The following is a 512-nucleotide window of genomic DNA, read 5'->3' on the forward strand; positions in this document are numbered from 1 at the left end:
CCCACGCCCGCAGCCGTGGCCCCCACGGTCACAACCTCTGCCACCGTGTCCTTCACTTCCGCAACCGCCACACCGGAAGCATCCGTGTTCACCGTCGCGGCAGTCAGCTGCGCCGTTGTACCCGACACCGTAAAGGTGACCGGTACATTCGCCACCGGCACGCCTGACGCATCCAGGAACGTTGCCGTCACGGTGTTGGCCGCCACGCCGTCAGACAGGGCGCTATCCGTCGTCACCGCAAGCGTTGACTTCGCCGCATCCGGCACGCCAATAAAGGTCACGTCCACAGATGCCGGCGTGGTGCCCACGCCCGCAGCCGTGGCCCCCACGGTCACAACCTCTGCCACCGTGTCCTTCACTTCCGCAACCGCCACACCGGAAGCATCCGTGTTCACCGTCGCGGCAGTCAGCTGCGCCGTTGTACCCGACACCGTAAAGGTGACCGGTACATTCGCCACCGGCACGCCTGACGCATCCAGGAACGTTGCCGTCACGGTGTTGGCCGCCACGCC

1 protein-coding gene is annotated in these 512 nt (G+C 66.2%); it reads right to left on the bottom strand.

Annotated features, from left to right (window positions below; all coding sequences use genetic code 11):
• A partial coding sequence (locus AC6BYQ_RS28580) for an Ig-like domain-containing protein (RefSeq protein WP_498057940.1) occupies nucleotides 1-512 on the bottom strand: 512 nt, incomplete at both ends.

This window comes from Serratia sp. LTN-2 (assembly GCF_059740205.1).